24 protein-coding genes and 1 pseudogene are annotated in these 26,099 nt (G+C 46.8%); 2 read left to right on the plus strand and 23 right to left on the minus strand.

All coding sequences use genetic code 11. The features are described 5' to 3' along the window. Positions 1–2: 2 nt before the first annotated feature. Positions 3–401: a methylmalonyl-CoA epimerase gene (mce, locus tag AC3AQ9_RS05480; protein ID WP_488306429.1), complete on the minus strand. Its 399-nt coding sequence runs from the start codon at positions 399–401 to the stop codon at positions 3–5. Between the two features lie 167 nt (positions 402–568). On the opposite strand from mce, the gene prli42 reads away from it, so the two are divergent. Beyond that, positions 569–664 carry a stressosome-associated protein Prli42 gene (prli42, locus tag AC3AQ9_RS05485; protein WP_488306430.1) on the plus strand — a complete coding sequence of 32 codons (96 nt, stop codon included), beginning with the start codon at positions 569–571 and terminating at the stop codon, positions 662–664. 34 nt (positions 665–698) lie between these two features. Here the strand turns inward: prli42 and AC3AQ9_RS05490 are convergent, their stop codons facing one another. The 15 genes and pseudogenes from AC3AQ9_RS05490 to AC3AQ9_RS05560 all read right to left on the minus strand — a co-directional run bounded on the left by AC3AQ9_RS05490 (position 699) and on the right by AC3AQ9_RS05560 (position 18,360). After that, positions 699–1,685, minus strand: coding sequence for an aromatic acid exporter family protein (locus tag AC3AQ9_RS05490; RefSeq protein WP_488306431.1), 987 nt, complete (start codon positions 1,683–1,685; stop codon positions 699–701). A 56-nt stretch (positions 1,686–1,741) separates the two neighbouring features. Beyond that, the gene (locus AC3AQ9_RS05495) at positions 1,742–2,182 is read right to left on the minus strand and encodes a BrxA/BrxB family bacilliredoxin (RefSeq protein WP_488306432.1); all 441 of its coding nucleotides are present in this window, start codon (positions 2,180–2,182) and stop codon (positions 1,742–1,744) included. Positions 2,183–2,370: 188 nt separating this feature from the next. Continuing rightward, positions 2,371–3,438 (minus strand): methylmalonyl Co-A mutase-associated GTPase MeaB, encoded by a 1,068-nt coding sequence (gene meaB / locus AC3AQ9_RS05500; protein ID WP_488306433.1) that lies wholly within the window; start codon positions 3,436–3,438, stop codon positions 2,371–2,373. After that, entirely contained in the window at positions 3,438–5,585 is a 2,148-nt protein-coding gene (scpA, locus tag AC3AQ9_RS05505) for a methylmalonyl-CoA mutase (RefSeq protein ID WP_488306434.1), read from the minus strand. The genes meaB and scpA overlap by 1 nt, the downstream gene beginning before the upstream one ends. A gap of 1 nt (position 5,586) precedes the next feature. After that, positions 5,587–7,281 carry a methylmalonyl-CoA mutase family protein gene (locus tag AC3AQ9_RS05510; RefSeq protein WP_488306435.1) on the minus strand — a complete coding sequence of 565 codons (1,695 nt, stop codon included), beginning with the start codon at positions 7,279–7,281 and terminating at the stop codon, positions 5,587–5,589. Positions 7,282–7,380: 99 nt separating this feature from the next. Continuing rightward, entirely contained in the window at positions 7,381–8,214 is an 834-nt protein-coding gene (locus tag AC3AQ9_RS05515; protein ID WP_488306834.1) for a dihydrolipoamide acetyltransferase family protein, read from the minus strand. Beyond that, positions 8,196–8,727 (minus strand): annotated as a pseudogene (locus AC3AQ9_RS05520) (biotin/lipoyl-containing protein); the annotation flags it as partial. The gene AC3AQ9_RS05515 and the pseudogene AC3AQ9_RS05520, both read right to left, overlap by 19 nt. 499 nt (positions 8,728–9,226) lie before the next feature. After that, complete coding sequence (locus AC3AQ9_RS05525; protein ID WP_488306436.1) at positions 9,227–10,210, minus strand: alpha-ketoacid dehydrogenase subunit beta; 984 nt, start codon at positions 10,208–10,210, stop codon at positions 9,227–9,229. After that, positions 10,210–11,211, minus strand: coding sequence for a thiamine pyrophosphate-dependent dehydrogenase E1 component subunit alpha (locus AC3AQ9_RS05530; protein ID WP_488306437.1), 1,002 nt, complete (start codon positions 11,209–11,211; stop codon positions 10,210–10,212). The genes AC3AQ9_RS05525 and AC3AQ9_RS05530 overlap by 1 nt, the downstream gene beginning before the upstream one ends. 13 nt (positions 11,212–11,224) lie before the next feature. Next, positions 11,225–12,652, minus strand: coding sequence for a dihydrolipoyl dehydrogenase (gene lpdA, locus AC3AQ9_RS05535; protein WP_488306438.1), 1,428 nt, complete (start codon positions 12,650–12,652; stop codon positions 11,225–11,227). A 22-nt stretch (positions 12,653–12,674) separates the two neighbouring features. Continuing rightward, positions 12,675–13,763 carry a butyrate kinase gene (gene buk / locus AC3AQ9_RS05540; RefSeq protein WP_488306439.1) on the minus strand — a complete coding sequence of 363 codons (1,089 nt, stop codon included), beginning with the start codon at positions 13,761–13,763 and terminating at the stop codon, positions 12,675–12,677. A 40-nt stretch (positions 13,764–13,803) separates the two neighbouring features. Beyond that, positions 13,804–13,998 carry a hypothetical protein gene (locus AC3AQ9_RS05545; protein WP_488306440.1) on the minus strand — a complete coding sequence of 65 codons (195 nt, stop codon included), beginning with the start codon at positions 13,996–13,998 and terminating at the stop codon, positions 13,804–13,806. Positions 13,999–14,150: 152 nt separating this feature from the next. Continuing rightward, the gene (locus AC3AQ9_RS05550; protein ID WP_488306441.1) at positions 14,151–15,254 is read right to left on the minus strand and encodes a Leu/Phe/Val dehydrogenase; all 1,104 of its coding nucleotides are present in this window, start codon (positions 15,252–15,254) and stop codon (positions 14,151–14,153) included. 18 nt (positions 15,255–15,272) lie between these two features. Beyond that, entirely contained in the window at positions 15,273–16,181 is a 909-nt protein-coding gene (yqiS, locus tag AC3AQ9_RS05555) for a phosphate butyryltransferase (protein ID WP_488306442.1), read from the minus strand. Positions 16,182–16,314: 133 nt separating this feature from the next. Beyond that, complete coding sequence (locus AC3AQ9_RS05560; RefSeq protein ID WP_488306443.1) at positions 16,315–18,360, minus strand: sigma 54-interacting transcriptional regulator; 2,046 nt, start codon at positions 18,358–18,360, stop codon at positions 16,315–16,317. Positions 18,361–18,485: 125 nt separating this feature from the next. Here AC3AQ9_RS05560 and AC3AQ9_RS05565 point away from each other — a divergent pair, with 125 nt between their 5' ends. Continuing rightward, complete coding sequence (locus tag AC3AQ9_RS05565; protein ID WP_300992743.1) at positions 18,486–18,719, plus strand: DUF2627 domain-containing protein; 234 nt, start codon at positions 18,486–18,488, stop codon at positions 18,717–18,719. 33 nt (positions 18,720–18,752) lie between these two features. Here the strand turns inward: AC3AQ9_RS05565 and AC3AQ9_RS05570 are convergent, their stop codons facing one another. The 7 genes from AC3AQ9_RS05570 to dxs form a co-directional block, all read right to left on the minus strand. After that, the gene (locus AC3AQ9_RS05570; RefSeq protein ID WP_488306444.1) at positions 18,753–19,478 is read right to left on the minus strand and encodes a glycerophosphodiester phosphodiesterase; all 726 of its coding nucleotides are present in this window, start codon (positions 19,476–19,478) and stop codon (positions 18,753–18,755) included. 101 nt (positions 19,479–19,579) lie between these two features. Next, positions 19,580–20,047 carry a plastocyanin/azurin family copper-binding protein gene (locus AC3AQ9_RS05575; RefSeq protein WP_488306445.1) on the minus strand — a complete coding sequence of 156 codons (468 nt, stop codon included), beginning with the start codon at positions 20,045–20,047 and terminating at the stop codon, positions 19,580–19,582. 145 nt (positions 20,048–20,192) lie between these two features. Further along, positions 20,193–20,951, minus strand: a complete 759-nt coding sequence (gene spo0A / locus AC3AQ9_RS05580) for a sporulation transcription factor Spo0A (RefSeq protein WP_488306446.1) — start codon at positions 20,949–20,951, stop codon at positions 20,193–20,195. A 34-nt stretch (positions 20,952–20,985) separates the two neighbouring features. Next, on the minus strand, positions 20,986–22,683 hold the full coding sequence (gene recN, locus AC3AQ9_RS05585; protein ID WP_488306447.1) for a DNA repair protein RecN: 1,698 nt from the start codon (positions 22,681–22,683) through the stop codon (positions 20,986–20,988). A gap of 16 nt (positions 22,684–22,699) precedes the next feature. After that, positions 22,700–23,149: a transcriptional regulator AhrC/ArgR gene (ahrC, locus tag AC3AQ9_RS05590; protein WP_036809248.1), complete on the minus strand. Its 450-nt coding sequence runs from the start codon at positions 23,147–23,149 to the stop codon at positions 22,700–22,702. A 210-nt stretch (positions 23,150–23,359) separates the two neighbouring features. Continuing rightward, positions 23,360–24,184 carry a TlyA family RNA methyltransferase gene (locus AC3AQ9_RS05595; protein ID WP_488306448.1) on the minus strand — a complete coding sequence of 275 codons (825 nt, stop codon included), beginning with the start codon at positions 24,182–24,184 and terminating at the stop codon, positions 23,360–23,362. Then, positions 24,181–26,085 carry a 1-deoxy-D-xylulose-5-phosphate synthase gene (gene dxs, locus AC3AQ9_RS05600; protein ID WP_488306449.1) on the minus strand — a complete coding sequence of 635 codons (1,905 nt, stop codon included), beginning with the start codon at positions 26,083–26,085 and terminating at the stop codon, positions 24,181–24,183. The genes AC3AQ9_RS05595 and dxs overlap by 4 nt, the downstream gene beginning before the upstream one ends. Positions 26,086–26,099: the final 14 nt, after the last annotated feature.

Genomic DNA, 26,099 nt, shown 5'->3' on the forward strand with positions numbered 1-26,099 from the left:
AATCATTGCTTTTCGCAAAGTTCGTATAATACCCCATTTGAAGATTTAGGATGCAAAAAGGCAACCATTGCGCCGCCAGCTCCCGGATTTGCATGTTCGCTCAGCAGTTTCACACCGTTTTCACGCAACTCGGCCATACGCTGTTCAATATCCTCTACACCAAATGCGATGTGATGGATGCCTTCGCCGCGCTTTTCGATAAACTTGGCAACTGCTCCAGTATCATCCATTGGCTCAAGCAATTCCAACTTGATATTTCCGGCATCAATAAACGCTACCCGCACTTTTTGGGACTCCACGTCTTCAATTTTCAGCAAAGGACAGCCGAGCGTTTCTGTGTAATAAGGAAGCACCTCATTCAAATTCCGGACTGCAATTCCAATATGGTCGACTTTTTTCATTCTTTTCACTTCCTTTTATAAGTTCTCTTTTATTGTACCCATTAGACTGTAAAAACTCTAGTTCTACTTGAATATTTGGAAAATGACGGAACGCCGCACTTCAAATTACCTTCTATTTATGTTATTATTTCTTTATATCCAATTGAAAATGAAGGAGTCGTACATTCATGAGTAATCCTGCATTCCGTAAAATTGTCGTTTATGCCATGGTCGGCATCATGCTTTTGTCCAGTTTGATGATGGGATTAAGCTTCGTTATCTAATAAAAAGAATACAACATAACAAAGACAGCGGAAATCAACTGATTTCCGCTGTCTTTTTGTTGGTGAACCCTTTATAAGAAGACTTGATTTCCAAATAATCTTCCATTTCCTGAATCACTTGATAAAGCGCGGCCATGGCCAAAAACTTTTCGTGGGTATCGGGCAATGGCATGGTGGCAAAATCGTCTTTGACCGCTTGCAGTTTGCTGATATAGCGGTAAGCCGTATTCCCAGAATGGACATGGCTGGCCAAATCCTCCAAAAAATCTGCCACCAAATGGGAATGGCCGACAATTACAGGCAGTGCCGTGATTTGAGGCAAGATGCGTTCAATGATTTCCAGCTGCTGCTCTCTCATATCGAAATAATGGTAATACTTGTTTTCCAGCCGGGTGACATGGTTTTCAACATCTTGATACGCCAGCGCCTTCGCTTTTTTCAGCAGCTCTGCACTTTGCGTCAATTCTTTCCCGGTCCAAGCCGAATCGCCCTTACGCAGATAAATGGCGATTTCTTGGAAAATAGACGAATACAGCGATTCAATCTCGTAACGGTACGCATTTAAATTCCGCTCGATGCTTGGCATATACATATTAACCGCTAATGCAGTGCCGAAGCCAACAGCCATCAAGGATAATTCATTCAGAAAAAGGTCCAGCGTCAGATTTTTGGAGTCATAGATATGCAGCAAAATGACCGAACTCGACACAAAGCCGTCTGAAAATCTTAAAGAAACCAGGACGGGAATGAAAAGCAAAATCATGACGCCGATAACGGCGGGATGATAGGCTATTCCTTCAAGAAACACAAAGGCATAGCAAATTCCGATCAAACTGGCAACCAAACGGGAGAATGCGGCGCGGATCGATTTCTTTTTTGTCGGCTGTATGCATAAAATTGTCAGGATGCCGGCCGATACGTAATAGTCCAATTGAAAAAATTGCGCCAAAGAAATAGCGATTGCCACACCTGCTGCTGTTTTCATGGTCCGGTAGCCGATTGAAAATCTTTTCAGTTTCATATTCCGCTCCTTTTTTTACAACATAAAAAAATGCCCCTTTTTGAGGGGCATTCCGCTTAGATCTCTTTGCAATGCTCTTCAAACAATTCCTGGATATGGGTAATGACAGACATCGGGTCATGCCCTTCAATTTCATGTCTGCCAATTTCATCAACCATTTTTCCGTCTTTCAAAAGAACGAATGACGGAGAAGAAGGAAGATGGTCTTCACCAAAAAGTTCGCGTGCTTGCGCAGTGGCTTCTTTGTCCTGCCCGGCAAATACTGTCAAAAGACGGTCCGGGCGTTTGTCGTAATGTACCGAATGCAATGCTGCCGGACGGGCGATGCCGCCTGCACAACCGCACACCGAGTTGATCATAACGAGGCTGGTGCCGGACTGGGCAAAAGCTTCATTGACCTCTTCAGGTGTTTTGAGTTCAGTATATCCAGCATCAACCATTTCCTTGCGGGCTTGGTTGGCGATATCATTCATCAGAAAATTAAAATCCATTGCCATTTCTACCACTCCTTATCGATTCCTTTTTTTATCCCACTTTAACGGTCAGTATGATTCCCACTTCTTCAAGCGGGAATCCACTATCCGTAAAAGTCCGATTGGTTCAGCTAACAACCATTGGGAAATAATCCCCAATGGTCATAGTTTCTCTTTATCATATCAGGTGTTGAAAAGACTTGCAAAAGAGCTTACTCGAATAAAGTTGAAATCGCCTGGGAAACAGTCAAGTCTTCCTGCAGCACTTTCTGTTCCAGCACTTTCACTTTTTCCCTCCGCCCTTGATCTTCGAAAAAGCGGCTCAGCAGTTCGTCGGTAATCATTGAACGGAACCAGTCTTTGGTCTGGTTCTGGCGGCGGGTTTTCCAGTATCCGCTTTTCTTGACGCTGTCTTCAAAGTCCTTAACCATCGACCAAATTTCGGAAATGCCTGTATGCTCAAGCGAGGAAGCAGGCAATGCCTGTGTTTTCCAGCCTTCTGTGGCCTGCTGGAGAAAATGCAGGATCTGCTTGTATTCCCGCACTGTCTTTTTCGCCAAATCGGTGTTATGGCTGTCCGCCTTATGGACAATGATGGCATCCGCCAGTTCCAGTATCCCTTTTTTCATGCCTTGCAGTTCGTCTCCTGCTCCGGTCAGCACAAGCAGAAGGAACATATCAACCATGCCGCGTACCAGCGTTTCGCTTTGGCCGACTCCGACCGTTTCCACAAGGATGACATCGTAGCCCGCCGCTTCGCAGAGCAGCATCGTTTCACGCGTTTTCTTATGGACACCGCCGAGCGTGCCGGCAGTCGGTGATGGCCGGATAAAGGCTTTCGGGTTGCGGGCCAGGCTTTCCATACGGGTTTTATCCCCCAGGATGCTGCCGCCTGTGATGGAGGAACTTGGATCGATCGCCAGCACTGCCACCCGGTGGCCAAGCCCGGTGAGCATTTCGCCGAATGTCTCGATAAACGTGCTTTTTCCAGCTCCCGGGACTCCCGTAATGCCGATCCGGATAGAGTTCCCGGTAAATGGAAGCAGGCGGTTAAGCAGCTCCTGGCCATGTTGCTTATGGTCCGGATTTGAACTTTCAAGCAAGGTGATCGCTTTGCCTAAATGCAGACGTGAACCACTCTGTACCCCTTCAGCCAAGTCCTCATAATTGAATGTTTCAGTCTGCGGCTTTCTGAATTTTTTCCGTGGCGCTGCTCTCATTCCGTCATGGGAAGCTTTGACGCCTTCCATAACCCGGCGTGACTCCATTTCTCGGTCCATCAGTCAGCCACTTCCTCGTATCCAAGTCGTGCATAAATTTCTTCGATGACTTTTTGTGCGGCTACCGGAATGACGGTTCCCGGACCGAAAATGGCACTGGCTCCGTTGTTTCTCAGGAACTCGTAATCTTGTGCCGGTATTACACCGCCAACAACGATCAATATATCTTCCCGGCCGATTTTCTTCAATTCAGCCCATAAGTCCGGCACAAGCGTCATATGCCCCGCTGCCAACGAGCTGACCCCGATAACGTGGACATCATTTTCCACCGCTTGCTGGGCTGTCTCGGCTGGCGTCTGGAACAATGGACCGATATCGACATCAAAGCCAAGATCAGCGAACGCCGTCGCAATAACTTTTGCTCCACGGTCATGGCCGTCCTGCCCCATTTTCGCAATCAGGATGCGCGGCCGGCGGCCTTCATTTTCAATAAAGTCCTCTGTCATTTCTTTCACAATTTCGATTTCCTGCTGATTCGAGAAATTGGCACTGTAAATCCCGCTGACAGAACGAATCACCGCTTTATGCCGGCCAGATGCTTCTTCAATCGCATCCGAAATTTCACCAAGCGTCGCCCGCAAGCGTGCTGCATCAACAGCACATTCCAGAATGTTCTCTTCACCGGTTTTTGCGGCAGCCGCAAGCCTTGCGAGCGCTTCCTGCACTTTATCATTATCGCGTGACGCTTTCATGCGTTCGAGGCGTTCTACTTGTTTTTTGCGAACCAAAGTATTGTCGATATTCAAAATATCAATCGGGTCTTCTTCGTCGAGGCGGTAACGGTTAACGCCGATGATGACTTCTTCGTTCGAATCGATTTGCGCTTGTTTTTTAGCTGCAGCTTCTTCGATGCGCATTTTCGGAAGGCCTGTCTCAATCGCTTTCGCCATGCCGCCAAGCTCTTCCACTTCTTCGATCAATTGCCACGCTTTATCCGTCAGTTCTTTCGTCAGTGATTCCACGTAATACGACCCGCCCCATGGATCGATGACTTTGGTCATTCCCGTTTCTTCCTGCAGGAACAATTGCGTGTTGCGGGCAATGCGCGCAGAGAAATCGGTAGGCAAGGCAATCGCTTCATCCAATGCATTGGTGTGCAGCGATTGCGTATGGCCCATGGCAGCCGCATTCGCTTCAATCAATGTGCGTGTCACGTTATTGAATGGATCTTGTTCAGTCAAGCTCCAGCCGGACGTCTGCGAATGTGTGCGGAGAGCTAATGATTTATCGTTTTTCGGATCGAATGATTTCATCATTTTCGCCCAGATTTCCCGGGCTGCCCGCATTTTCGCGATTTCCATGAAGTAATTCATGCCGATGCCCCAGAAAAACGACAGCCGCGGCGCAAAGGAATCGATATCGATCCCTGCTGCAAGTCCGGTTCGCACATATTCCAGTCCGTCCGCTAATGTATAAGCAAGTTCGATATCAGCTGTAGCTCCCGCCTCTTGGATATGGTAGCCGGATATGGAAATTGAGTTGAATTTCGGCATTTTTGCCGACGTATATTTGAAAATATCTGCAATGATCTGCATCGACATGGCCGGCGGGTAAATATATGTGTTTCTCACCATATACTCTTTTAAAATGTCATTTTGAATCGTTCCGGCCAATTGTTCTGGCGACACCCCTTGTTCTTCTGCAGCTACGATAAAGAATGCCATGACCGGCACAACAGCGCCGTTCATTGTCATGGATACCGACATTTGGTCTAGCGGGATGCCGTCAAACAGAATTTTCATGTCTTCGACGCTGTCAATCGCCACACCCGCTTTTCCGACATCTCCTGTGACACGCGGATGATCGGAGTCATAACCCCGGTGAGTTGCCAAGTCAAAAGCAACCGACAGGCCTTTCTGGCCCATTGCCAAGTTCCGGCGGTAAAACGCATTGCTTTCTTCCGCTGTAGAGAAACCGGCATATTGGCGAACCGTCCATGGACGCGATACATACATTGTCGGATAAGGGCCACGGATGTTCGGAGCGAATCCAGGATAACTTTCCTGAAGGGAGGCGATATCTTGTTCCGAATAGGCAGGCTTTACCGCAATGCCTTCATTTGTTTCGAAAACCTCTTCGTGGATTGCCTTGTTGTGCTTGATTTCCAATTTTTCTAAATCCACTTTTGCGAAATCTGGTTTCCCCATATCAGATGGCCTCCTTTCCAAGACTCAGAATTTGCTCAAGTTTTGAGGTGATGTGCTTGCCGGAGAAAATAACATCTGAGACACCGTTTGATGCCCATCGGTTCATCTCGTCTTTACTGTATCTGCCAGCAACATCCAGTACGGCTGTTGTCTCCAATTCTGGAACCACTTCATCCAGTTTTTCTTTCGGTCCGCATAACACGGCATAATCAATGGCGTGATCAGCCAGGAAACGATTGATTTCCTGTGCAGTCGTTAAAGCCGGGCTAAGCAAAGGCTCGATGCCGCCGACAGCTAAAAAGCCTTGGACAAAATCCGATTGGCTTTTCACCGTTTTTAATGGCCCCAGATGCACGACAGCTGTTTTCAATGTCTTTACTTTGCTTTGTGCCCGCAGCTTTTCAAAAGGAGCGGCCAGGCGTTTTGCCGTCATATAGACAAGATGGCTGTCATCGACTTTTCCTTCTTTTATCGGCTCTTGAGGATTGGCATAGACATTGGTGCCGATCAATGAATGCTCGCGTGTGGCGACTTTTTCTTTCCGTTCAACCCATTTCGCTTGGATATCATCTGTCAGCCAGCCGGATTTAATCACTTCCGAATAGCCTCCAGCTTCTTCAATCTCCAAAAAATAACTCCATGCGGCGTCTACAAATTCTTTCGTTAAGGTTTCAATGAAATATGAACCCGCTGAAGCATCCAGCACATGAGAGACATGCGTTTCTTCTTTAATTACCAATTGGACATTGCGGGCAATCCGGCGGCTCTGTTCTTCCGGAACTGTTAAAAAGTCATGCGGATGTACCGTATGGGCGTTAGTTCCGCCTAGCACTGCTGAAAAAGTGGCATTGCCTGCCCGCAGCAAATTGACATAGGGATCTAATTTCGAGTAAGACCGAACCGAAGTTTCCGTGAATACCGGAAGTACGGGTGCCGCTTCACCATATGCTGAACAAAAAGCGTTCCAAAGTACGCGGAAGGCACGGAGTTTTGCGATTTCCTGGAAAAATTGCGTATCCACTGCAAAGCGCACCCAGATGCCGGAGGCTTTTGTTTGAAAGTCTTCATTATTGAATGTTTCCGCTAAAATGCTGAGCGCCACTCCAAGTTCATGGACAATTGTACCGCCTGCATTATGGACCGGAATTGTATCGATCAATTGCGTCCGGACGTTTTGAGGTGCCACTGCCGATGCTTCCGAGTAAATGACGCCCTGGACATGAGTAAGCTGCTCTTCTTCAATAAAATCGAAGACGCGAAGAATGCCATTGTCATCAGAACTTAAACGGAAATACAAAGGATAGTGGACGATCAGTTCCGCCAAGCTTTTCAGTTCTTCATCGGACCAGGACAAATTCTGGTTGCTGGTATAGACAATCATTTCATTGCCGCGCTCTAAGTCGTCTTTCATAGCGGCTAGGTAGTCAGCTGCTGTTTCAGCATAGGTTTCTTGCGCCACAAACCAGCCGGGCAGCCTTTTGCCGTTTTGGACGGCGATGGTCTGGGATGGAACAAAAGAGTCAAGCCGGTCCAGCATTTCTTTCGTATACAGGGGTTCAAGCGTAAGTCCTTCAATGGTAGGTGTTTTTAAAGTCTTTTCGAACGGTTTGCCTTTTAAAGCTTTTTCAGCTGCTTCCCGCCACTCTTCGTATGTACGTTCGGAAAAATTTGTTTGTTTCATCGATTCGATCGTCAAACTATTCCCTCCTCAAAGGATATCTGTCTTCATTTTACCCGAGTAGCCACGGACATTAAAGCAAAAAAAGCTTGAAGTCCAAAGACTTCAAGCTTTTAATCAGTAAACAGACGTATTGTCTTTGTTCATGTTTTCAAGAATCTCTTTGACACGCGCCAGGAATTGTCCACAGACAAGGCCATCCAGCACACGGTGGTCCAGTGATAAACAAAGGTTAACCATGTCCCGTACGGCAATCATGCCGTTGTTCATAACAACTGGACGCTTGACAATAGATTCAACTTGGACAATCGCCGCTTGCGGATGATTGATGATTCCCATCGACTGGACCGAACCGAACGATCCGGTATTGTTGACTGTAAACGTACCGCCTTGCATATCTGCTGAGCCCAGTTTTCCGTTGCGGGCTTTCAATGCCAAATCGTTGATGTCTCTGCCGATTCCTTTGATGGATTTTTCATCCGAATTCCGGATGACCGGAACGAATAACGCGTTGTCGGAAGCGACCGCAATGGAAATATTGATGTCTTTTTTCTGTATGATTTTGTCTCCTGCCCACATCGAGTTCATCATCGGGAATTCTTTCAAGGCTTGGGAAACAGCTTTCACGAAGAACGCGAAATACGTGATATTAAACCCTTCTTTTTTCTTGAAATCGCCTTTGATGGAATCACGGTAAGCCACCAGGTCCGTCACGTCCACTTCAATCATCATCCAGGCATGAGGCGCTTCATGCTTGCTCTTCAGCATATTTGCCGCAATTGCCCGTCGCACGCCGGTGACCGGAATTTCGATATCTCCCGGAGCGCTTTCGATTGGTGCCGATTTCGCTGCCGGTTGTGCTGGCTGAGATGGTTGCGCTTGAACTTGAGTTTGAGGAGCAGCTGGCGTCTGTTGTGGAGCCGCAGCTTTTGCTTCTCCCGCTTTCGGGATGTTGCCGCCTTCAATTAAAGCCAGAAGATCCTTGCGTGTAATGCGCCCTTCATTGCCAGAACCCTGTACTTGAGTCAAGTCAATGTCATTTTCTTGTGCAAGACGCAAAACTGCTGGTGAATAACGGGCTTTTGAACCTTCCGGGCGAACCGGCTGCGAAGAACCTTTTTCGCCTTTCAGCCCTTTTGTCACTTCTGTATCTTCAGCAGGCATGATGTTTTCTTTTCCAGCTTCTGCTGGTTCATTGTCTTCAGCCGGAGCCGCATCGCCGCCTTCGGTTTCGATGGTGCAGACGATTTCGCCGACAGCCAATGTATCGCCTTCTGCAGCAATCAGTTCCTTGATTGTTCCTGTAAATGAAGATGGGACTTCAGCCGTCACTTTGTCCGTGTTGACTTCTGCCAATGGGTCATACTTATTGACATGGTCACCGGGCTGAACCAGCCATTTTTCAATGGTTCCTTCAGTTACACTTTCACCTAACTGAGGCATTTTAATATTTTCAATTGCCAAAGGGATTCCTCCTTAACTGCATTTACTTGCGTTTGAGACTCTTGGATTTGATGGTGTGCGTTCTTTTCGTATAGATGGAACTAATATATTCCAGCTTTCGATATTCCGCAAAACAGCTACGCTTGCCGCGGGCGAGCGCCAAGCCTGCGAGGCTAAGTCTTTGCGACGAGCTTGCGCAGGAGCAGTACGGTTTTCTCCGCTGTTTGCTCCATATCTAAGTGAACAACCAATAAAAAGCTATCTTAATGATTTTCTCTTTTCTAGAAAGCTTCTCCAGCGAAGGCGCGTCCACGGGCGAGGCGAAGCGATGAGACGAGTGGTCTTCTCGGCTCATCGTGAGAGCCATGCCCAAAGCGCTCGAAGCGGTATAAGAAGAATTTTTCTTGCTATACAACTACTACCGCTTTTCACATTGTCTAGCTCCAGCGCCCAGCCCCTCGTGGTCGCTTCAGACTTGCAGCGCTTGTCGGGGCTACATGGGCGCCTGCGCTTTTCTAGATTAAAACTCCGCCAAATCCCGCATTGCTTTTTCGACTTTGTCCGGATTGATCATGAAGTATTTCTCCATTGTCGGCGCATAGGCCATGGCTGGAACATCCGGGCCAGCGAGGCGGCGGATCGGGGCATCTAAATCAAATAGGCAGTTTTCAGCGATGATCGCCGCAACTTCTCCCAGGATGCTTCCTTCTTTATTGTCTTCAGTGACCAAAAGAACTTTACCGGTTTTTTTGGCTGCTTCGATAATCGCTTCTTTATCCAATGGATAGATGGTGCGAAGATCGAGGATATGGGCAGAGATGCCGTCTTCTGCAAGGCGTTCCGCTGCTTGAAGAGCAAAATGCACAGCTAGTCCGTAGGTGATGACGGTGATGTCGTCTCCTTCACGTTTCACATCAGCTTTGCCGATCTCGATCGTATAATCTTCTTCCGGCACTTCCCCTTTGATCAGGCGATAAGCGCGTTTATGTTCGAAAAACATAACCGGATCTTCATCGCGGATGGCCGCTTTTAAAAGCCCTTTTGCGTCATAAGGGGTTGATGGGATGACGATTTTAAGTCCCGGCTGGTTTGCGAATACCGCTTCCACAGATTGTGAATGGTATAAGGCACCGTGGACGCCGCCACCGAATGGAGCGCGGAAAACGATTGGGCAAGACCAGTCGTTGTTTGAACGATAACGGATGCGAGAAGCTTCCGAAATGATCTGGTTGACTGCAGGCATGATGAAATCGGCAAATTGGAATTCCGCAATCGGGCGAAGTCCGTACATGGCTGCACCGATGCCGACACCTGCAATCGCAGATTCTGCCAGCGGTGTGTCCACCACGCGGTCTTCACCAAATTGGTCGTAAAGGCCTTGTGTCGCTTTGAATACGCCGCCTTTTTTCCCGACATCTTCGCCGAGAACAAAAACGTTTTCGTCACGCTCCATTTCTTCTTTCATCGCAAGCGTGATGGCATCAATATAATTCATAACTGCCATTATTCGTTTCCTCCTTCCGCATAGACGTATTTCAGTGCATGTTCAGGTTCTGCATAAGGCGCATTTTCCGCATAATCCGTCGCTTCATTGACAATCACCATGATGCGGTCATTGATTTCTTTTTCCAATTGATCGTCCATGACATTGTGTTCTTTCAAATAAGCGCCGAATGTCAAAATCGGGTCTTTTTCTTTTTGGGCAGCCAGTTCATCAGCTGAGCGGTATTGACGGTGGTCGTCATCTGATGAGTGGGCCGTCATCCGTTCAGAAACTGTTTCGATCAAGCTCGGGCCATCTCCGCGGCGTGCGCGGTCTGCCGCTTCTTTGACATGTCTGTAAACTTCGATTGGATCGTTTCCGTCGATTGTCACACCTGGCATGCCGTAGCTTGCCGCACGGTCTGAAACGTTTTTGCTCGCTACTTGGCGTTCAAAAGGAACAGAAATCGCGTATTTATTGTTTTCCACCATCGTGATGACCGGCAGCTTGTGGACACCAGCAAAATTCAGGCCTTCATGGAAATCACCTTGGTTGGATGAACCTTCACCAAGTGTTGTAAAAGTGATGAAGTCCTGTTTTTTCATTTTCCCTGCAAGCGCTACGCCGACTGCGTGTGGCAACTGCGTCGTAACCGGCGAAGAGCCGGTCAAAATACGGTTTTTCTTCTGGCCGAAATGCCCAGGCATCTGACGGCCGCCGGAGTTTGGATCTTCCGCTTTGGCAAAAGCTGACAGCATCAATTCTTTTGGCGTCATGCCAAAGTGAAGGACCACACCAAGGTCACGGTAATAAGGTGCAATATAGTCTTTTGTATTGTCGAGTGCGAAGGCAGCTCCAACTTGAGCCGCTTCTTGCCCTTGACAAGAAATAACGAACGGAATCTTCCCGGAACGGTTTAATAGCCACATGCGTTCATCGACGCGGCGAGCCGTTAACATTGTTTCGTACATTTTCAGCAAATCGTCATTGGATAAGCCAACTTCTTCGTGTTTTGCCACCATTGAAATTCCTCCTTTAACTGTGAATCGCTTTGCCGTCAACCGCTAACGCCGCTTCGCCCATTACTTCCGAAAGTGTTGGATGCGGATGGATTGTATCGGCGATTTCCCACGGTGTAGCGTCTAGAACCATGGCAAGCCCGGCTTCTGAAATCATATCTGTCACGTGCGGGCCAATCATATGGACGCCAAGAATGTCATTTGTTTCTTTATCGGCGACAATTTTTACAAAGCCATCCGATTCTCCATAGACAAGGGCTTTGCCGATGGCTTTAAACGAGAACTTGCCGACTTTGACATCAAAGCCTTTGTCTTTAGCCTGCTGTTCGGTAATGCCGACACTTGCAGCTTCCGGACTCGAATAAATGCAACGCGACACCAGGTCATAATCAATGGCATGCGGATTATTGCCTTTGATATGCTCAACTGCCGTAATCCCTTCATGGGATGCAACGTGCGCCAATTGCAGTCCGCCAATCACATCACCAATCGCATAAATGTGCGATTCTTTGGTCTGGAAAGTATTTTTCACTTGAATAAACCCTTTATCAACAACAATATCCGTGTTTTCCAAGCCGATGTTTTCGATATTGGCCTGACGCCCGACAGAAACCAGCATTTTCTCTGCGCTGAACGTTTCAGTGCCTTCTTTGAGTTCTGCTTGAATGGTCACGCCGTTATCGCCTGTTTGGAGCGTATCCGCTAACACTTTAGCGCTTGTGGCAAATTTGACGCCTTTTTTCACCAGCAATTTCTGCATTTCTTTTGATACGTCTTTGTCTTCAGTAGGAATGATGCGGTCAGCATATTCGATTACTGTCACGTCTACCCCGAAATCATTGAGCATGGAAGCCCATTCAATTCCGATGACTCCGCCACCGACAATTAGTATGGATTTTGGAAGTTCTTCCAGTTGAAGCGCTTCGTCTGAACTCATGACAAAATTGCCGTCAATCGTCAAACCTGGAAGCGTTCTTGGGCGGGAACCTGTAGCGATGATGACGTTATGCGGAATCAGCATTTCGTTTTCTTCCCCGTTTGTCATCTCTACGGACACGGTCCCTGCATTTGGCGAAAAAATCGAAGGGCCGAGAATGCGGCCGATGCCATCATAAACATCAATCTTGCCTTTTTTCATCAAGCCTTGGACACCTGCATGCAATTGATCCACGATACCTTGTTTCCGCTGCTGCACCCGGGAGAAATCCAAAGAGACTTCTCCTGTATTCACACCGAAATCGGCTGCATGGTGTTTGCTGACGGAGTAAACTTCTGCGCTGCGGAGCAAAGCTTTGCTCGGAATACAGCCTTTGTGAAGGCAAGTGCCTCCGAGTTTGCCTTTTTCGACAATAGCCGTTTTTAAACCTAGTTGAGCAGAACGGATTGCGGCTACATAGCCACCCGTTCCGCCTCCGATAATGACTACATCATAATTTTGTGCCATAAATGAAGACGACCTCCTTTGATCATTTTCCTGCTGAATAGGTCTTCGCTTGCTCTTCTTTATTCAATACCCGGACGGCTCCTTCAGCTAAGGCTTGCAGCTCGTTTTCACCCGGCATCACAGCTACATCTGCAATCCAATTGACGCGGTCTGAAATCGATTTAACAAAGTCTTTGCCATAAGCTAAGCCGCCAGTCAAAATGATGGCATCCACTTTCCCTTTCAATACGGTACTGGCCGATCCAATTTCACGTGCCACTTGATAAGCCATTGCATCATAAATGCTTTCAGCTTCCGAATCGCCTTTTTGGATCCGCTTTTCCACTTTGACCGCATCATTCGTCCCTAAATAACCGACCAATCCACCCTGTCCTACGAGCATTTTCATAATTTCATGGCGGTAATACTGTCCTGAAAAACATAATTCAACCAAATCTCCGGCTGGTACAGTCCCGGCTCGTTCCGGACTGAAGGGTCCGTCTCCGTGCAGGCCATTATTGACCTCCACCACACGGCCATTCAAATGCACACCGACTGTAATTCCGCCGCCCATATGCGTCACAATCAGGCGCATATCTTCATATGCCCGCCCCAGTTCTTTGGCATAACGGCGTGCGACAGCTTTTTGATTCAATGCATGAAAAATCGATTTGCGTTCAATCAGCGAAAAGCCGGAAATCCGGGCTATCGGGTCGAGTTCATCTACCACAACCGGATCGACGATAAACGATGGAATATTCAAGGCTTCTGCAATTTCGTATGCAAGGATGCCCCCAAGGTTAGAGGCATGCTGCCCTAGAATCCCTTTTCTTAAATCGTCTAACATCGTTTGATTTACCGCGTATGTACCGCCTTCAATCGGACGCAGCAACCCGCCTCTTCCGCATACAGCAGAAAGATTTGAAACATTCATGCCTTCTTCATCAAGTGCTTCCAGGATTGTCTGCTTGCGGAAACTGTATTGGTCGATAATAGAAGAAAATTCGGCCAACGATTCTGATGAATGGCGAATGGTCTTTTCCATGATCAGGATATCGTTGTCAAAAACGCCGATTTTAGTCGAAGTCGAACCCGGGTTAATGACCAAAATGCGATGCAGCTGTTCTTGCACAGCGATCCCTCCGTTCTTTCTAAAGTCCAATTAAGGTTTTCTATCGTGCCCATTGCATATACGCATGCGCCTGCGCTTTTCTTATCCAGCTCCAGCGCCCAGCCCCTCGAGGTCGCTTCGGGCTTCCGATAATGGCAAAGTACGCCATTCCCGACAATCCCTCCAGCGCTTGTCGGGGCTTTGCGGGCGCTTGTGCTTTTCTTGTCCAGCTGCAGCGGCCAGATTCTCGGATCATAAGCCACTCCAGCTGTGCGGCTAAAAACATGCCGCTTCGCCGGATCGTCTTATGTCTGTCGAATCTTAACGGCCGCTTCCGCTTTTCTTGCTAGCGGCAAAAAGCGCCGCTTCGCCTGATGACTATCAAAGCTAAACGGCTCTTTCTGCTTTTTAAAATCTTCTGCTTAAAATATTGTGTTCGTTGCGCATGAACTGGCTGCGTGATTTGCTGACACGTTCGATGCGTTCTTCTGCCATGCGGTCTGCTGCCTGGTAGCTAGGAATGCCGTCCCGTTTAGAGATTTCGAAAATTTTCGTGATGCTGTCATAAATTGTTTCAACGCGTTTCATCGCCCGTTCGTTATTGTATCCGTACAATTCATCAGCAACGTTGATCACGCCTCCTGAGTTGATAACGAAATCCGGAGCATAGACGATGCCGCGGGCTTCCAATTCATCACCATGGCGCTCTTCTTTCAATTGGTTGTTTGCAGATCCAGCTACCACTTTCACTTTCAATTGTGGAATTGTATCGTCGTTGATGATGGCACCCATCGCACATGGAGCAAAAATATCAGCTTCTTGAGAGTAGATGGCATTCGGTTCAACTGCCGTTGCACCGAAATCATTTACTGCGCGCTGCACTGCTTCTTGGTTGATATCCGACACGATCAATTTAGCGCCTTCTTCATGAAGGTGTTTGCATAAGGTATAAGCCACGTTTCCGACACCTTGTACTGCTACTGTTTTGCCTTCAAGCGAATCGTCGCCGAAAGCTTCTAATGCAGCTGCTTTCATGCCGATGTAAACGCCGTAAGCTGTTACAGGAGACGGATTGCCTGAAGAACCGAATGCTGGTGAGATACCTGTGACAAAATCAGTTTCTTCGTGGATCAAATCCATATCTGCAACTGTAGTGCCTACATCTTCCGCAGTAATATAACGGCCGTTCAAGCCCTGGATAAAGCGGCCGAATGCGCGGAACATTTCTTCGTTTTTGTCTTTCAATGGATCACCGATAATAACGGTCTTGCCGCCGCCTAAGTTAAGCCCTGCTGCAGCGTTTTTATAGGTCATTCCGCGGCCAAGGCGGATTGCATCTTCGATCGCTTCTTCTTCTGTTGCGTAATTCCACATGCGAGTGCCGCCAAGTGCCGGTCCAAGTGTTGTATCGTGGATACAGATGATCGCTTTTAATCCTGAAGTTTTATCTTGGCAAAATACCAGTTGCTCATAATCGTGCTGTTCCATTTTTTCAAAAATTCCCATTGTCATTTCCTCCTAGTTATCTCGTTAAATGTTGGATGAGCGAATTGCCAGAGCAAGCGAAAACAACTTGCTTTCGGCGCTGTCTGCGCGGGATGTCAACACAATCGGTGCTTTTGCACCAGCTATGATGCCTCCCACTTTCGCCTTTGAAAAATACACTAATGATTTGTACAGGATGTTGCCGGCTTCAATATTGGGCACCAGCAAGATGTCCGCCTTGCCTGCTGTATCGCCTTGGATGCCTTTATGTTTTGCGGCACTTGGTGAAATGGCATTGTCGAGCGCTAGAGGGCCATCGACGATGCAATCGGTAATTTGGCCGCGCCTGTTCATCGCCGTTAAAGCGGCGGCGTCAAGCGTCGCTTGCATTGCCGGGTTGATGACTTCAACTGCGGCAAGCGGAGCCACGATCGGCATACTGACTCCTGTAGAGCGTGCGACTTGAACGGCATTTTGTATAATCTGCGCTTTTTGCTGCAGATCCGGATTGATGTTCATCCCGGCATCGGTAATGAAAATCAGGCGGTCAAAGCCTGCAATTTCAAAAGCCGCCACATGGGACAGTACATTTCCAGTCCGCAAGCCGTAATCAGGGTTTAATACCGCTTTTAATAGAACGGCAGTCGGTATATGGCCTTTCATCAAAACATTTGAATCATTCATATAAACCGATTTGACTGCTTCTTTGGCTGCCTGGGCAGCCCCTTTGACGTGAAAAATTAATAGTTTTGGATGATTAATCAGATGCGGAAAGCTAGTGCTGATCATTTCTTTCAGCTTGGCTTCATCATCATACAACCTGAAACTGGCCAGATTCTGCTCAATCGCCAAACTGACGGCTTCAAGCACTTCTAGATCAGCTGCTGCTGCAACTGCAACGGCATTGCCTGCTTCAACAGAAATTTCATCCATTAATTCGATTAATGTGGCCATTTTTGTCACCCCATTCCCTTTTAATTAAAACAGATAAACCCTTAATATATAAGGCTTGTAAGCGCTTTATTGGAGTTTCAAGCTGAAATACTTTGCAAATTCTTGCAAAACCCTGCAATAATTTGCAAAGCCCTTACGAAAGCCCGTACTTTTCTAATTTGTAATAAAGTGTCCGGAGTGAAATTTCGAGCTGTTTGGCTGTTTTTGATTTATTGCCTTTAAATTGGTTCAGTGCATGATGGAGTATCCCCCGCTCAATGGTATCCAGCTGCTCCTGCAGGGGAACTGAAGATTCAAAAGTGACTTCATGCTTCGCTTCTGGCGCTTTGATCATATTTAACGGGATATGTTCTTCAGTCAGCACTTTATCGTTCATTTGCATGAAAATCATCGCCCGGCTTAAAACGTTCTCCAGTTCTCTGACATTGCCCGGCCAGTCGTAGACCCGCAATAATTGCAAAGCTTTGTCTGTCACCGTGACAACGTTCCGGCCGTACTCCTGATTCAATTTCAATAACAGACGGTCGACAATTCTCGGAATGTCTTGCTTCCTTTTGCGGAGCGGCGGAATCAGGATCGGCATCCGGTTTAGCCGGTAATATAAATCTTCCCGGAACGTGCCTTCAAGCAATGCTTTTTCCATATTGGCATTGGTAGAGGCGATGACCCGGACATTAATAGGGATCGGTGTCGTCCCGCCGATCCGCAGTGTTTCATGTTCCTGCAGCACACGCAGCAGTTTGCTTTGAATCATTGGCGACAGTTCGCCGATTTCATCCAGGAAAATACTGCCATTATTCGCTTCTTCAAACAAGCCTTTTTTGCCGCCGCTTTTGATGCCCGGCATCGCGCCTTCTTCGTACCCGAACAACTCACTGTCGAGCAGTTCTTCAGTCAATGCGGCACAGTTCACCCGCACGAATTTATTGTACTTGCGCTCACTGGCGCTATGGATGGCATGGGCAAAAAGTTCTTTCCCTGTTCCAGATTCCCCGCGAAGCAATACGGTTACAAGCGTCTGGGCGGCCAATTTCGCCTGTTGCAGGCTGAGCTGCATTTCGGAGCTCAATCCGATAATGTCGTCAAAAGTATACTTCGATTCCAAGGTCCGGATTATGCTCCGGGCACGGTCCAATTCTTTCATCAATGAACGGATTTCCGTCGTATCGTGGATAACACCAACACTGCCTTTCAATTTATTGTCGACAATGATCGGCGCGACATTGACGATGACTTCCCGGCTCGCCGGCCCTACTTTCAAATTGACGCCCCGGTATGGCTTGCGGGTCTGCAGGGCTTTCAAGTGCATGCTTTCCCCTTCTGAAATATCCGCCGAGGCCGGCATGCCGATGACGTCTTCCATTTGAAGTCCGGTAATCCGCGTATAGGCGGGATTGACCAAAAGTCCATTGCCTTTCTCATCGACGACTGAAATGGCATCGTCGCTCGACTGGATAATCGCCTGCAGCATGGTCTGCACTTCTTTCAAATCGGTGATTTGTTCCGCAAGCGACACCACTTCCGTAATGTCTTTAAAAACAGCAAATGCGCCGATCGTTTCACCGTGTTCATCAACCATCGGAAACCGGGAGGTGACAATTTTCGAGCCGTTCGGCAAAACCAATTCCTGATTCAATTCCGTCCTGCCGGTCTCATAAATGCGCGGCAATTCACTGGCCGTGATATATTCATGGATTGGCCTTCCGATTGTTGTTTCTGCTTCCACTTCCAGCATCCGGGCGGCACTTTTATTGATGAAGTTGATGTGCCCCTTCCGGTCGATGCCGACCATTCCTTCTTCTATGGAATTAAAAATGATATTCTGTTTATGGCTTTCTTCTCTTAACAAAGAAATGAAATGCTGTTTCTCTGTCATTAATCTGACGAGGACATTAGCGATGCTGCCTGGAATAATGACGGTTTTTTTCGGAAAATGAAACGGCAATTCTTGCTGCACTTCTTCACTGCCTGATACATTGACCACCATATCCACTTCGTCTTTATTGAAATCCCGAAAGTCCTGGGAAACCGGAATGCCGTTTTTTCTGGCTTTTTGAACCGCAGGGGCGTCCAAGTTAATATCTGCGATTCCGAAGACTTTTAAGTATTCGGATTCCATCAGCATTTGCAGAATAACAGAACCTCCGGCTCCGCCGCCTATAATCAGTACATTTTGCAATTCGCTTCATACCTTTCGGAAAATTATGTGCAATTTTTTGCAGTTATCTTTATAAGGGTACCTGAGGATAAGATTCTTGACAACTATAAATGAATTAGAAACAATAGAGGTGAAGGAGTGGAAACATGGGACGTTTAATCGCATTTATCATCTTGCTGATCCCTGGTATCATGGCTGCGTATGGCATTAAATTGATGCGCGATACCTTATTTAATAAATTATTGGAGCCTTATCCAGCTTTATGGATTCAATTTACGTTAGGGACTATTTTTGTTGTGCTGGGCATTGGGTTTTTTGCCGGATTCCTTTTAAATCGGGACCGTAAAAAAGGGACGGTTTCCAAGCGCTTCCAGAAATAACAACAAATTTAATGATGGAATAAAAAATTGCGTCTACCTTTTGACAGGTAGGCGCAATTTTTTTATTATCCGTTCAGGATAATCCGTGATGATCCCTTTTAATTCAGGGGCTATTTTTTTCATAGCGGCTTCCGAACCCATAATGCCATAAATCCGGATCGTTTTTTTCATCCCTTGAAGCGCTTCAAGAAATGACAGGGAATACAAACGCCGATGAAGATGAATGCTGTCAATCCATTTCATTTTTTGAATAGCTTCCAGTGGAATGCTTTTCTTGATGATCAGCGCCATTTCCCTCGTTGGCATAAGCTGCTTCATTTCTTTCAGCAAATGGGGATTAAAAGAAGAGATATGGAAATCTTCTAGTCCCTCAAGCATTGACGCTAAAATTTTCGGCCCTTCCGGATGTACACTAAAAGAATTTTTCATCTCTACATTTAAAGGGACCTGTTTTTCCTTGGCCCATTGAAACACTTCATACGCCAAGGGAATTTCAGCATCTGAAAACCGCCGCGTCCATCTTTTCCCGATTTTCATTTCTTTCAGTTCTTCATAAGCTATGTCTTGAATCTTGCACTTTTTACCTCCAAGCCTCTTTAAATTATCATCGTGAAAAACCACAACCACTCCATCTTTGGTGATTTGAACATCCAATTCAATGCCCACATTGAATTCGCAGGCTTTATAAAAAGCATTCCAAGTATTTTCAAGTGCGTATTTGGAAGCTCCCCGATGGGCATATACTGTTACTTCCGACAATCTTCTCATCTTCTTTCTGGTGTTAGAGTACAGTTTAGATATCATGTTTTGAAAAATAAAAAAGGCCAGGCAACAGTACACCCGGCCCTTTATTCAACTGCTTATTCAAAAAACACATTATGCTCGACCGTATCCTGGTTTGTCCAGGTCACAACTGTCCCTGGAGCCACGGTCAGTTCGGCTTCCACAAAAGCGAAATCCGCCATTTCCACTGCCGCTTCTCCGCTAGTCGAAGCGCCTTCTTCCACTACCACTTTCATCTTCATATTGGGATGCGGCTCACAATGAATCGGAAACTCTCCGACTTCATTAAAGACAAAACTGGTCGTTTCTCCTTGAGCCAACAGTGGAGAAGCTTCCCCTTTTGCCGCTTCGGGCGGTTCAGCAGGTTCGACAGACGAAGATTCCGGTTGATCTTCTGCCGCTTTTCCGTCCGCATCATGATCGCCTTTGTCCATTTCATGATCCGCTACATCCGTTGTCTCTTCAGCAGGCTGAGCTTCTTCTTGTCCGCACGCTCCTAACACCAATATGCCCCCAACAACAAGTGCGCTCCATCTTTTGTGCATGCAAATCTCTTCCCTTCTTGTTTTTTCATCAATACAAAGAAACAACTGGGCAGTTTACATGAAGATATAGGGTTGCACGCAACTGGTGATCAGGGCAATGGCTAGTTTCTTAAGTCAGTTGCAATGCAAGGATTCTTTATAGTCATTATAATTTAGATTCGATCCGAATGCTATCGGCAACCATCGCGATAAACTGTGAATTGGTGGGTTTGGAAGCCAAATGCTCTTCGCTGTAGCCAAAGAGTTTTGATATATGCTGCGTTTCTTTTCGGCTCCAGACCAATTCAATTGCATGGCGTATCGAACGCTCGACGCGTGCCGGAGTTGAATCAAGATTTTTTGCTATGCCAGGATAAAGTTCTTTTGTGACTTTATTCAAAATATCAGGATTTTCCAGCACTAATGTAACGGCTTCTTTCAAGTAAGTATAGCCTTTTATATGAGGCGGGACTCCAATTTCTTTGATTAGATTGGTAATCAGTTCATCTATTTCGGCTTTCTTGTTTTTCGGTTTCTTGCCATCTTTCCGATTCTGCATTATATGATTGATCTGGACGGCCAGCCGTTCTGTTTCAAACGGCTTCATGATGAAATAGGATGCGCCATACTGGGCCGCCTGGCTCATGATTGATTCCTGTCCAAAAGCGGATAGCATTATGACCTCTATCCCGCGCAAATCTTCATCTTCTTTAATGGCATCCAAAACGGCAATGCCATCTAAATAAGGCATGATAATGTCGAGGACCAGCACATCCACTCGATGCTGTTTCAGCATCTCAATACACGTTTTGCCATTATAAGCGACAGCGACAATTTCCATATTCGATTGGCCGCTTAAATAATCACTCATGAGCTTTACCAATTCGCGATTATCGTCTGCGATTGCAATTTTTATCTTATCCATCAACTTACTCCCCCTGTTGACTGCTTCTTGCAAATTACCTCATCGTCAGTTTTCTGTCGCGTGCCAGCGTCAGCAATTCTTCGGCATGTTGCAATGTCAATTCTGTAATTTCTGCTCCGGATAGCATTCTGCTCATTTCTTCTGTGCGTTCAGGGCCGTCCAGTTCATGGACAGTCGTTATGGTCCGCTGATTTTCCACGTTTTTTTCAATAAATAAATGCTGATCTGCCATTGCCGCCACTTGCGGCAAATGGGAAATGCACAGCACTTGGGAATGGACGGAAATTGCGGCGATCTTTTCTGCTATCGCTTGGGCTACCCGTCCGCTGACACCCGTATCCACTTCATCGAAAATAATGGACGTGATGCCTTGGTGTTTTGAGAAAATGGTTTTTAACGCCAGCATCATCCTCGAAAGCTCTCCGCCTGATGCTACTTTGATCAATGGTTTCAGTGGTTCTCCAAGGTTAGTGGAAATATAAAAAGCGATAGTATCCCGGCCATTGCGATCGAAACGCCCATTCGGCAACGCATTGAAAATGACTTCAAAGGACGCTTTCCCCATATGCAGCGCTTGTAATTGCTCCATAATGGCTTTGCCCAAATCCTTTGCAGCTTTCTTTCTTAAAAGCGTCAATTCTTCCGCTTCTACGCGAAGGTCTTCGGTAAGTTCCTTAAGTTTTGCTTGATCAAGCTGCAATCGCTGATCGCGATTGATCAAACGGTCGAGTTCATCCACCTGCGTCTCATAATATAGGAGAATGTCTTCAACAGAAGCACCGTATTTCCTCTTTAACGATTGCAGCAGCGCAAGGCGCTGTTCAATTTCATTGAGTCTCGCAGGATCGAATTCCATATTGTCTATTATACGCTTGATTTCGGCGGAAACGTCCTGTATCTGATAAAAAGCACCTGTAAGCGTTTCGGAATGGATACTGAACTCCTCATCGACCGACGCCGCATGCTCTAATTCAGACATGGCAGACCCCAGCCAGTCAAGGCCTTTCGACTCTCCTTGAATCGCTTCATGTGCCGCAGAAACCGATTCATAGATTTTATTGAAATTTTGAAGTTTTTTCCGTTCTTGCAGCAGCTCTTCCTCTTCTCCCGCAACCAGCTCAGCGGCTTCAATTTCCCGCAGCTGAAAAGTCAAAAGGTCAATTCGCTGGGCAATCTGCTGTTCGTTTTCGTTGTATGAGGCGAATTCCCGCTTCAACTTCATGTATTTTTCATACGTATGAAGATAACTTTCTTTCGCTTTTGCAATCGACTTGCCAGCAAATTGGTCCAGCAAATACACATGCTTTTTTTCATCCATCAATTCCTGCGTTTCATGCTGGCCATGAATATCGATCAATGCAGCACCCACTTCACGCAAAATGGAAATTGTCACCAGTTTGCCATTGATCCGGCAGACATTTTTCCCTTTATCGTTCAGCTCACGGCGCAGTAAAATATCGCCGTCGCTGGCCTCGATGCCAAATTCATCCAATTTGCGAAACACCGGATGCTGCTTATTGTCCAAGGAAAAAAGACCTTCAATTTCCGCTCTTTTAGCGCCATGGCGTATAAACTCTTGGCTTCCGCGCCCTCCTGCCAATAAATGCACAGCATCGATAATGATTGATTTTCCGGCACCCGTTTCACCGGTCAACACGGTCAGCCCTTCTGTAAAACTGACAGATAACGCTTCAATAATGGCAAAATTGCGTATATCCAGTTCCCGCAGCATACCCATCCACCTCTTTTTATAGCATTTCAATCAATCGTTGTTTCAATACTTCCCGCTGTTCAGTATCGCGGCAGATGATTAAGCAGGTATCGTCCCCGCAAATCGTCCCAAGGATTTCTTCCCAATCCAAATGGTCAATCAAAGAACCGATGGCATGCGCATTGCCCGGCAATGTCTTCATAATTAAAAAATGGCTGGCTCCATCAATGCTGACGAATGCGTCGGTTAAAGCGCGGTGCAGCTTTTGCATGGGATTGAAACGCTGGTCAGCCGGCAAACTGTATTTATAGCGCCCATCTTGCAACGGGACTTTCACTAAGTGCAATTCTTTTATATCACGTGAAACAGTAGCTTGTGTCACTTCATAACCGGCAGATTTCAATAAATCCACCAGTTCATCTTGTGTTTCAATTTCCCGGTTGGAGATCAAATCACGAATTTTTATATGGCGTTGACCTTTGTTCACTTTTAGTCCTCCTAGAATGAATAATTATTCTATATATCTAATATCGTACCTTTTAATAGGACTAAAAACAAGCAATCAAAAGCGGAAGCGGCCGTCATATCCGGCAAGCACTGAGTACTTTTCATCAATTGACAAAGTATAAGCAGGCTTATGTCCTATAAGAACCGAACAGCTGACCGAAAAAGAAAACACATTCCTTGTGGAATGTGTTTAAAGTTTTTCATGTGCCGTTTTCACTGTTTCTGCTATTTGCTCTATTGAAAGAGGGGCAATGCCTTCTCCTTCATGGGCAGATTGAAGATGAAATAGAAACTCGATATTGCCTTCCCCCCCGGTAATGGGGGAAAAAGACATATTTTTCAAATGGAAGCCGGCTTCAATAGCGAAGCCAGCCACTTTGGCAAGTACTTCCCGATGAATTTTCGGATCTCTGATGATGCCTTTTTTTCCGACGGATTCCCGTCCCGCTTCAAATTGCGGTTTTACCAAAGCAATAACATCGCCGCCTGGCACCAAAATTTGCTTTAGTACGGGAAGGATGATGCGCAACGATATGAAACTGACATCAATGGTTGCGAATTCAGGCAGCCCTTCTGTGAAATCTTCCGGCTTGGAATGGCGGAAGTTGGTGCGTTCCATGACAGTGACGCGTTCATCTTGCCGAATTTTCCAGGCCAGTTGATTATAGCCGACATCAAGCGCGTAACAATGTTTGGCACCATTTTGAAGTGCACAATCAGTGAATCCACCAGTTGAAGAACCGATATCAAGCATCAGCTTGCCATCGACCGACAAGTCGAATTCCGCCAATGCTTTTTCCAGCTTCAATCCTCCACGGCTTACGTACTTCAAATCATTGCCTTTCATTTGAAGCGGGGCGTCTTCGGGGATTTTTTCCCCCGGACGATCCATCCGCACTTCATTGGAGTAGATGATGCCTGCCATAATTGCGCGTTTTGCTTTTTCGCGTGTATCACAAATTCCGCGCTCCACCAACAGGATATCTACCCGCTCTTTTTTCGGTTTGTTGTTCATAATGCAGTCGATTCCGCTTTAGTAGCCGGCTTTACACGCTTTTTCACGACACGCACCACTTCATCACTATTCAAATGGATTTCATCCATTAACTCAGCAACATCGCCATGTTCGATAAACTGGTCCGGAATTCCTAACCGGTCGATCACAGCACCCCGGTACTGGTTTTCTTCAGCGAATTCCAGCACACTGCTGCCAAAGCCGCCTTGGAGAATCGCTTCTTCTATGGTGACGATTGGAATATTGCGCTCAAATATTTGATGCAGCATATTGACATCCATCGGCTTGATAAATCGGGCATTGACCACTTCCGCTTGAATTCCTTCCTCACGCAATTGTTCTGCAGCATGAAGCGCCATTGGAATCGTGGTTCCGAATGTCAGAATTACGGCATCCGTTCCTTTTTCAAGCACTTCCCATGACCCGATCGGCAAAGCTTTCAGTTCATCGTCCATCGGGACGCCTAAACCGTTTCCTCTCGGATAACGGAGGGCAATCGGGCCGCCGTTATAATCAATCGCGGTTTTCACCATATGTTGGCCTTCGTTTTCGTCTTTCGGCATCATGATGACCATATTTGGCAAGTTTCGGAGAAATGCGATATCAAACACCCCTTGATGTGTTTCGCCATCGGCTCCGACAAGGCCTGCCCGGTCAATGCCGATAAAGACATTCAGATTCTGGCGGCAAATATCATGGAGCACTTGATCATAGGCGCGTTGAAGGAATGTCGAATAAATCGCTAAAAATGGCTTCATGTCCTGGGTTGCAAGCCCGGCTGCCATCGTAGCCGCATGCTGCTCTGCAATTCCGACATCATAAAAGCGGTCAGGGAACTCAGAAGCGAACCCGACCAATTTCGATCCGACCGGCATCGCCGGTGTAATTGCGACGATGCGTTCATCAGTCCGGGCAAGTTTCCGGACGGTCTCGGCAACCAAACCGCTCCAAGAAGGTGCAGTGTTGGACGATTTAACCAAATCGCCCGTCTCCGTTTTATAAGGGCCGGTTCCGTGCCAAGTGCCGACTGTGTCGGTTTCAGCAGGCAAAAAGCCTTTGCCTTTTTTGGTGATGACATGCAGTAAGACCGGACCTTCGGTTTTCTTGGCATAACGCAGATTATCTTCCAATTCCTCTAAATCATGACCGTCAATTGGTCCCAGATAGGTGAATCCGAGCTCTTCAAAGAACATGCCGGAAACGACAAGGTATTTCAGGCTGTCTTTCAATCGTTCTGCTGTGGAAGCCAATCTGCCACCGACTGCCGGAATTTTTTTCAATAAATATTCCAGATCATCTTTTACTTTATTGTATTTGCCCGCTGTACGCATTCTGCCAAGCATGCTGTGCATGGCTCCGACGTTAGGTGCAATCGACATTTCGTTGTCATTCAATATGACAATCATATTCGTCTTTTCATGGCCGATGTGGTTGAGTGCTTCAAAAGCCATACCGCCTGTCAGCGCGCCGTCTCCAATAATCGGAATTACGTGGTTGTCGGCTTTTTTAATGTCACGTGCAGCCGCCATCCCCATTGCCGCTGACAATGACGTAGAACTATGTCCCGTTTCCCAAACATCGTGGTCACTTTCGTTGCGTTTCGGGAAACCGCATAAGCCTTTGAACTGGCGCAGCGTATCAAACTGGCTGGCGCGGCCCGTCAAAATTTTATGCACATAAGACTGATGTCCCACATCCCAGATAAACTTATCAGTAGGGCTGTCAAAGACCTTATGTAAAGCGATAGTCAGTTCAACAACGCCAAGGTTCGGTCCGATATGGCCACCTGTCCGAGAGAGGTTTTCTATTAAAAATTGCCGGATATCTTCACTTAATCGAACGAGCTGTTTTTGGTCCAGCTCTTTTAAGAAAGATGGACTAGTAATCGTATGCAGATCCATTCCATCACACACCT

The organism is Planococcus sp. VCh962 (genome assembly GCF_057748275.1).